This is a genomic window from Domibacillus antri, assembly GCF_001936625.1.
GTDB lineage: Bacteria > Bacillota > Bacilli > Bacillales > Domibacillaceae > Domibacillus > Domibacillus antri.
The window spans coordinates 132,480-140,060 of the sequence record NZ_MSDU01000022.1; the positions used below are offsets into that span (position 1 = coordinate 132,480).

Sequence of the window (7,581 nt, forward strand, 5' to 3'; positions counted from 1 at the left end):
GATTTTGACATGAAAAAATATCGGGTAGACGTTCAAGGAATGACCTGCACAGGTTGCGAAGAACACGTATCTGTTGCTCTTGGAAATATAGGTGCAAAAGGAATTGAAGTGGATTTCCGCCGCGGGGAAGCTGTCTTTGAGCTGCCGAATGACGTAGATATTGAAACAGCCAAAAAAGCAATCGCTGAAACCAAGTATCAGCCAGGAGAAGCCGAAGAAGTTCAATCGCAAGAAAAGATACAGTTAGGTGATGAAGGTGACTATGACTACATCATCATCGGCTCTGGAGGGGCTGCTTTTTCATCCGCCATTGAAGCCGTGAAATATGGAGCAAAAGTGGCCATGATTGAACGTGGAACGATGGGAGGAACATGCGTGAACATCGGCTGCGTTCCTTCCAAGACCTTGTTGCGAGCTGGCGAAATCAATCATTTAGCAAAAAACAATCCGTTTACGGGACTTCACACCTCAGCTGGCGAGGTTGATTTAACCCAATTAGTCGAACAAAAAAATGAAATGGTAAGGGATCTTCGAAATCAAAAGTATGAGAATTTAATTGATAACTACGGATTTGAATTCATAAAAGGCGAAGCAAAATTTGTTGATGAAAAAACTGTTGAAGTGAACGGCTCGAAGTTATCAGCTAACCGATTCGTAATTGCAGCAGGTGCTTCCCCGGCAGTACCGAATATTCCCGGCTTGGATGAAGTCGATTATTTAACAAGCACGACACTGCTGGAACTAAAGAAGGTGCCAAAACGTCTTGTAGTCATCGGATCTGGTTATATCGCGATGGAGTTAGGACAACTATTTCATAACTTAGGCTCAGAAGTTACATTGATGCAAAGAAGCAAGCGTCTGTTAAAACAATACGAACCAGAACTTTCAGAAGCAGTCACACAAGCCTTGACAGAACAAGGGATTAATCTGGTTACAGGAGCATCTTTTGAACAAGTTAAACAAGATGGAGAGATCAAAACGGTTTTTATCGAAGTCAATGGTGAAAAACAAATCATTGAGGGAGATCAGTTACTGGTTGCCGCAGGAAGAACACCGAACACAGCAACCTTGAATTTACAGGCAGCAGGTGTTGAAACAGGCTCACGCGGGGAAATCGTCATTGATGAGTATTCGAAAACGACGAATTCACGCATCTATGCAGCAGGAGATGTAACGCTTAGTCCTCAATTTGTATATGTGGCAGCTTATCAAGGCGGAATTGCGGCAGCAAACGCCATTGGAGGAATGAATAAAAAGCTGAATTTAGAAGTGGTGCCAGCGGTTACGTTTACAGCTCCAGCGATTGCAACAGTTGGTTTAACAGAGCAGCAGGCAAAAGAAAAAGGCTATGAAGTGAAAACATCCGCCGTACCGTTAGATGCTGTACCAAGAGCCATAGTTAGTCGGGAAACAACAGGCGTATTTAAACTGGTGGCGGACGCAAAAACATTGACAGTGTTAGGGGCTCATGTGGTGGCAGAAAATGCAGGAGATGTGATTTATGCGGCGGCACTGGCTGTCAAATTCGGTTTAACTGTAGAGAATCTTCGAGAAACCCTTGCACCATATTTAACAACGGCAGAAGGCTTGAAGCTGGCTGCCCTAACATTTGATAAGGACGTAACCAAATTATCTTGTTGTGCAGGCTGAAAAATCAAATTATACATGAACATCCATTGAAATTTGTTCAGTGGATGTTTTTTTGTAGTCAGGTATAAGGCACAGCGTTTGATAAAGTTTAAATAATAGAATCAATTTGAGAAGAAAGAATAAATAAAAATGAAGACATGAGGCAAAGGGAAATGGGAAAAATAAAATGGTGGTTGATAAAGAGAAATATGTGAATGTAACTTGATTATTTCATTCAGGTGAGAGGGTCATTCATTGATCAAACGATAATAAAACACCCCGATCTACAGCAATTGTCTGTTGAGTATCGGGGTGTTTTTTCATCATTTCTTCAATATTCTTTGATCTATTTCAGGAAAAATCGGGGTGATCAACACGTGTGATAAACAGCAAAAAAGTAAATATACTATTGTTAGTGAAGATAATAACACATTTTCCGGTAAATTCAGGACATATTTTATCGGATGATTATGGTAAAAATTAAATATATCTATTCAGCAGTATAGCCATTTTAAGATATTTCCAAAATACTTAATTATTTACAAAAATAATTTTATTGCAATTTTCGACAAAATAAATATAATTAAAAAGATTGAAAGTGAGGAGAACATCATGAGCAGTTCAATATTTCGAAAAAAAAGGATAAGTGATTTACTGGCTATACAGCCTAAAGATAAAGCGCTGAAAAAAGAACTGGGTGCACTGGATTTAACAATGCTTGGTATTGGAGCCATCATTGGGACAGGAATATTTGTCTTAACCGGCACGGGAGCATTAACCGCAGGACCGGGCGTTATTCTTTCCTTCATCATTGCGGGATTGGCCTGTTTGTTTGCGGCTTTATCTTATGCAGAATTTGCTTCAACCGTTCCAGTATCTGGTTCTGTATATACGTATACCTATACTACACTAGGCGAACTAATTGCCTTTATTATTGGCTGGGATTTAGTTCTTGAATATTTATTGGCGGTAAGTGCCGTATCAGTTGGATGGTCGGGATATTTTCAATCACTGCTTAGCGGATTCGGACTTCACCTGCCTGCTGCGCTTACTTCAGCACCGGGTACTATTGAAGGCCACACTACATTTTTTAACCTTCCTGCTTTTTTGATTGTTATGATTATCACTTATTTACTATCGATTGGCATTAAAGAATCAAAAAAAGTCAACAATATTATGGTAATTGTCAAAGTTGCCGTTGTTTTGTTATTTATCGCTGTTGCAGTAAGGTATGTAAAACCGGCAAACTGGGACCCATTTATGCCTTTCGGATTCGATGGGGTGTTTGCGGCTGCGGCACTCGTTTTTTTCGCCTTTATTGGCTTTGACGCTATTGCCTCTGCAGCAGAAGAAACGAAAAATCCGAAAAGAGATTTACCTATTGGCATTCTTTCATCCTTATTTATTTGTACGCTTCTCTATGTTTTCGTATCGGCAATTATGACAGGGGTTGTCCCTTTCATGCAATTTGAAGGAGTAGCCCACCCGATCTCGCTGCCTTTGCAGGTGGCCGGTCAAACTTGGGTAGCTGGTATTATCGATCTGGGGGCAATCATTGGTATGACCACGGTTATGCTGGTTATGCTGTATGGTCAAACTCGTGTTATGTTTTCTATGTCACGAGATGGCTTAATGCCGCCGTTTCTTTCGGAGGTTCACAAAAAGCATCACACACCTTATAAAGCTACATGGCTTTTTGGATGGATTGCAGCACTAATGGGCGCCTTAATACCATTGGACGAGTTAGCGAAACTTGTAAATATTGGGACGCTTTCAGCATTTATCCTCATTTCAATAGCCGTCATTGTCTTAAGGATTAAACAACCTGACTTACCGCGGGCTTTCCGCTGTCCTGCCGTTCCAATCATCCCGGGATTGGCTATCTTATTTTGCGGATTCCTGATTTTGCAGCTCGGTGCATCAACATGGATTCGTTTTGCTATCTGGTTAGCAATCGGTGTTGTGATCTACTTTGCATACTCCCGCAAACGCTCTAAATTAAATGAAAGTAAATAAAAAAAACCGTGCCATCTTTAAAGATGGCGCGGTTATCATTTTGTTTATAAGTGTTTAAAGACTTTATGCCCTTAAGCAAGTCTGCAGATAAATGAAAGAGACCGTAAAAAACAGGCCTCAAGGGCCTGTTTTTTACGCTGATTTTTGAATATCTTCTAAATATTGTTTTGCTTTTATCGGATTATATTGACCTTCCCACTTGGATAAAACAATCGCCGCTAACGAGTTTCCGACAACATTGACAGCTGTCCGGGCCATATCCAGAATACGGTCGATCCCGGCAATGAAAGCCAGACCTTCGACCGGGATACCGACACTGCCAAGCGTAGCAAGGAGTACGACAAATGATACGCCAGGCACGCCTGCAATTCCTTTAGAAGTAACCATTAATACGAGCAGTAATGATAGTTGTTCAGGGATGGATAACTCAATGCCGTACATTTGTGCAATAAAAAGAGCCGCTATCGCCTGATAGAGAGTCGATCCATCCAAGTTAAAGGAATACCCTGTCGGAATCACAAAGGAAACAATGGCTTTTGGACAGCCGAATTTCTCCATTTTTTCAATTAGCTTCGGTAAAACTGTTTCAGAACTCGCTGTAGAATAAGCAAGAATTAACTCGTCTTTTAGTATTTTAAATAGGTTGAAAATATTGATTCCCGCAAGCTTTGCCACGAATCCTAACACGACGATGACAAAGAAAAACATGGAACCGTAAACTAAAAGGACTAACTTAGTGAGCGGGATCAATGAGCCTAGTCCAAATTTTGATACCGTTACACCGATAAGAGCAAATACACCAAAAGGAGCAAATTTCATAATTTGATTTGTAATAAAAAACATCGCTTCCGCTGTACCTTGAAAGAATTGGATAACCGGTTTCCCTTTTTCCCCAATAGCAGCTACGCCAATACCAAACATGACGGAAAAGAAAATAATGGCTAACATGTCACCTTGGGCTAGTGATTCAAACAAGTTTGCCGGAACAATGTTAACAAATGTGTCCGCAAAACTGTGTTCTTTCACTTCTTCTGTCGTACTTACATAACTATCGATATTGCCCTTTTCTAAGGAATTCATATCGAGCCCGGCGCCCGGCTGAAAAATATTTGCCGCAAGCAGCCCGACAATAATGGCCACTGTTGTAATAATTTCGAAATATAGTAGGGTTTTCCCGCCAAGTTTCCCTAATTTCTTGATATCTCCTACACCAGCCACTCCTACAATGATGCTGGCGATGACAATAGGGATCACAATCATCTTAATCAATCGAATAAATATATCTCCAATAGGCTGTAAATAGGTTTGTACAGCAGGATTTCCGTAAAAAACCGCTCCTACCCCAATACCTAATATAAGACCAATCAATATTTGCCAAGCTAAACCAACCTTTTTCAAACTATCATTCCTTTCAATAATATAGTATGGATTTTCATCCGTCACACCGGCATAAGGGAAGCGTTTTCAAAAAGTCCTTTTGGTATTGTATAAATATAAATCAGGGCCTACAAAATCATACAAATACCTACAAAAGATGTGATCATTTTTTGGAGAAGGACACGATGTTGTTTTAACAGCGGAGGGATTGTATACTGATTTTCAGACCAATGAAAGAGGTGAGCAGTGATCTTTCATCTTCATTCATTCATAAAGAAGGATATGTACATTATTATACTGATGATCATCACAGTGCCGCTTGCGGGGGAATTGAAGTTTTATCCATTCAACGAAACGTTCCGCATTGGTTTAGGTGCTCCGGTGATGTTTTTCTTTTTATTATTGCTGCAAAAAGTGTCTTTTATTTTACCTGGTTTTCTTACAGGTGCGGCCGTTGTCCTATTTCGTGTCACCGTTGATCTCATGACAGGGAATACGGAAAATGCAGTGCTTTCTTTTCAGCATCACATTCCGGCGTTTTTCTTTTATTTGACGTACGCATGTTTGTTTCAGCTGGTTAATATAAAACGATTTCGCCATTGGTCGCTCATAATCGGGCTCATTGGACTTTTAACCGAACTGATAGCCAATGGGATCGAATTGCTTATTGAATATTTTTTGCTGCAATCGACGATTTCTTTTGATGAAGTGATCGAAATGGTCATCATCGCCTTTATCCGTTGTTTTGTTGTCGTAAGTTTTTTTAATATGGTGAAACTATATGAAGCACAATCAAGAGAAAAGCAAATTCGGGAACAAAATGAGCATATGATGATGCTGATTTCCAATTTATATGAAGAAGCGGTTTATTTGAAAAAAACATTAAAAAATGCAGAAACAGTAACAAAAGAATCGTATGATTTATACCGCGCTTTAAAAGAAGATGAGCATGCAATGAGCCAGAGAGCGCTGCGGATTGCCGGGGAGATACATGAAATAAAAAAAGATAATCAGCGCATTTTCGCGGGGCTTTCAAAATTAATTGCTAAAGAAAGCCACAAAGATTACATGAGTGCTGAGGAATTAATTGAATTAATTATCGATATGAACGAAAAATATTCCCTTTTGCTTGGGAAACAAATTGTCTTTACGCATACCATTAAAGGAAACCATTCAAATTATCACGTCTATACTATTTTATCCCTTGTAAATAACGTAGTGGCCAATGCAGTAGAGGCGATCGTGGAGAGCGGAACTGTCCATGTAGAGCTGCTTGAGGGTGGCCAAATGATGAAATTCCATGTTTATAACAGCGGTTCAGCTGTTCCTGAGAAGTACGATCAGGTTATATTTGAACCGGGCTTTACAACAAAATACGATGAACACGGAAATCCATCCACAGGCATTGGACTGGCTTATGTAAAAGAAGCTGTTTCAAACTTTGGCGGTGACGTATTTTTTAAAAATCAAAAAGATGGGGTCGTATTTTCGATTTTATTGCCAACCCATCAGTTGATTCAGAAAGGTTGATTATATGCGTTTTTTTATCGTGGATGATGATGCGGCAATCCGGTTTATCTTAAGCCAAATCATTGAAGATGAGGATTTAGGTGAGGTGGTTGGAGAATTACCGGATGGTGATCAGCTGACAGCCTCTTCTTTGAATATGCAAAAAGTGGACATTCTTTTCGTGGACTTGCTGATGCCGGGAAGGGATGGAATTGAGACGATACGTCATCTGAGCGGGCAATTTTTGGGGAAAATCATCATGATCTCCCAAGTGGAGTCGAAGGAATTAATCGGCGAAGCGTACGCACTTGGAGTGGAGTATTATATAATGAAGCCCATTAATCGAATTGAAATCGTTACAGTTATCCGAAAAGTAATGGAACGCATTCAGCTTGAGAAATCGATTCAAGACATCAAAACATCTCTTAGCAGCCTGCTCCATTTAGAGAATACAACCGGACAGGCAGCTCCTGTTAACGAAAAAAGAATTGCAGATATAGGCGAGTTTTTATTGGCGGAGCTCGGTATTGTGGGTGTGAATGGATCGAGGGATTTAATTGATATTCTTGAATGCTTATATACGTACGAGCAGATCAAGACTGTTGAACATCATTTCCCATCATTAAAAGAGATCTTTACAAAAACGGCTCGAAAAAAGCTGGGGCCATCTGCTTCACAAGCGGATATAAACAGGGAAATGAAGGCCTCTGAACAGCGCATACGAAGAGCGATTGCGCATTCGCTCCTTCATTTTGCTTCTCTCGGTTTGACAGATTATGCCAATCCGAAATTCGAAAACTACGCATCTAAATTTTTTGATTTTATGGTTGTTCGTCAAAAAATGAGAGAACTTCAGGAAGATCCATCTGCTTCTTTTGCGCCAACGAAAGTTAATATGAAAAAGTTTATCCAAGTTTTCTTTTTTGAAGCTAAACGGATAAAAACAGATACTTGAAGTCACGCTTGTTGAATATGAATAATCTGCCATTTATAAACGACAAAATAGAGAGGCCCTCTTGTAAAATGTAAGTACGACCAAACACTTACGCG

At 39.9% G+C, this 7,581-nt stretch carries 5 protein-coding genes; 4 read left to right on the forward strand and 1 reads right to left on the reverse strand.

Going from position 1 to position 7,581, the window contains the following annotated elements; all coding sequences use genetic code 11:
- The first annotated feature begins 9 nt into the window (after positions 1-9).
- Both merA and bcaP read left to right on the forward strand, forming a co-directional pair.
- Positions 10-1,650, forward strand: coding sequence for a mercury(II) reductase (merA, locus tag BTO30_RS11090; protein ID WP_075398792.1), 1,641 nt, complete (start codon positions 10-12; stop codon positions 1,648-1,650).
- A 591-nt stretch (positions 1,651-2,241) separates the two neighbouring features.
- Positions 2,242-3,645, forward strand: a complete 1,404-nt coding sequence (gene bcaP, locus BTO30_RS11095; RefSeq protein WP_075398793.1) for a branched-chain amino acid transporter BcaP — start codon at positions 2,242-2,244, stop codon at positions 3,643-3,645.
- A 132-nt stretch (positions 3,646-3,777) separates the two neighbouring features.
- Here the strand turns inward: bcaP and BTO30_RS11100 are convergent, their stop codons facing one another.
- Positions 3,778-5,043: a cation:dicarboxylate symporter family transporter gene (locus BTO30_RS11100; protein WP_075398800.1), complete on the reverse strand. Its 1,266-nt coding sequence runs from the start codon at positions 5,041-5,043 to the stop codon at positions 3,778-3,780.
- A 261-nt stretch (positions 5,044-5,304) separates the two neighbouring features.
- On the opposite strand from BTO30_RS11100, the gene BTO30_RS11105 reads away from it, so the two are divergent.
- Both BTO30_RS11105 and BTO30_RS11110 read left to right on the forward strand, forming a co-directional pair.
- Positions 5,305-6,552: a sensor histidine kinase gene (locus tag BTO30_RS11105; RefSeq protein ID WP_075398801.1), complete on the forward strand. Its 1,248-nt coding sequence runs from the start codon at positions 5,305-5,307 to the stop codon at positions 6,550-6,552.
- A 4-nt stretch (positions 6,553-6,556) separates the two neighbouring features.
- The gene (locus BTO30_RS11110) at positions 6,557-7,486 is read left to right on the forward strand and encodes a response regulator (protein WP_075398794.1); all 930 of its coding nucleotides are present in this window, start codon (positions 6,557-6,559) and stop codon (positions 7,484-7,486) included.
- Positions 7,487-7,581: the final 95 nt, after the last annotated feature.